Annotated in this window: 2 protein-coding genes; both read right to left on the bottom strand. The window is 35.4% G+C overall.

All coding sequences use genetic code 11. The annotated features are described in order from the left end of the window. Nucleotides 1–86: 86 nt before the first annotated feature. A complete protein-coding gene (locus tag ABEV15_RS14060) occupies nucleotides 87–536 on the bottom strand; it encodes a DUF5071 domain-containing protein (protein WP_052023561.1) in 450 nt (149 codons plus the stop codon). A gap of 16 nt (nucleotides 537–552) precedes the next feature. Then, nucleotides 553–900, bottom strand: a 348-nt coding sequence (locus ABEV15_RS14055; RefSeq protein ID WP_498853564.1) for a hypothetical protein, incomplete at its 5' end; no start/stop codon positions are given.

The following is a 900-nucleotide window of genomic DNA, read 5'->3' as shown; positions in this document are numbered from 1 at the left end:
GTGAATCAGAGGTTAAAATGTCAATTTGGATGTATATATACAATATTATTTCATAAAAGACAAGTGCCCGCTCCTAATTTCTTGGTTTACCAATCCGATAATTTTAATAACTTATATACTTCCTTATCATGAAAGTCTGATTCAGAAATTTGTAATATATCTATAAGTCTCTGAATTCCCCCTATCCACATGCGATCGTCATCCTCAGCTGCTTTTATTAGCGAAGCCTCTATATGTGGAACTATCACACTTTTATCTATACTCTTCAATATCTCTATCGCTGTAGGGACACCAGGCCAATTCATATCTTGCATTAACTCTATTAAGCAGGGTATCGCCAGCCTATTTCGTGGGTATCCAATTTTATTTAAAACTTTAACCGCATTCTCCCAACAATGCTTCTCGGTATCTTGTATTAACAAAGGAGTGTATTCATCATCAATTGTTGTTAACTCCCTTATTGCAGATAGTTGAACTTCTTGGGGCATATTCCAACTCAAGTTTTTCATCAATCTTTTAACTTCACTAAGTTCCATTAAAATTCATCTCCTACTATTTAACTTTCACAGAAAGGGCCTGCAATAATTTTGTATATTCATGTGGTCTAGTATTAGCATTTTCCCTTGAGTTTGTCCATCCCTGCATTTTCTTCATATTTACTGGTCTCACTGACACATGAGTTTTACCATCTTTTATTGCTACTAGTTTTCCTGTTGCATTAATGGCCTCAATAGTAGTTGCTGTATATGGTCCAGATAAAGGCTTTACTGTAGTATAGGATAGCCCACTAACATCTTTTGGTCTTGGAGTTAAATTAGTGCCGTTTCCACTTCCAGTACGATAAATAACTGTTGGGTTTTTCCTATTAAATTTACGTTCTAACTCACATTTCGCACCCTC

It is taken from the genome of Bhargavaea massiliensis (assembly GCF_050480245.1).
Lineage (GTDB): Bacteria > Bacillota > Bacilli > Bacillales > Anoxybacillaceae > Anoxybacillus.
This window is presented reverse-complemented; position numbering and strand designations above follow the sequence as displayed.

Coding starts and splice junctions, on each gene's coding strand:
- ABEV15_RS14060 (WP_052023561.1), bottom strand. CDS start 536: ATGGAACTTAGTGAAGTTAAAAGATTGATGAAAAACTTGAGTTGGAAT.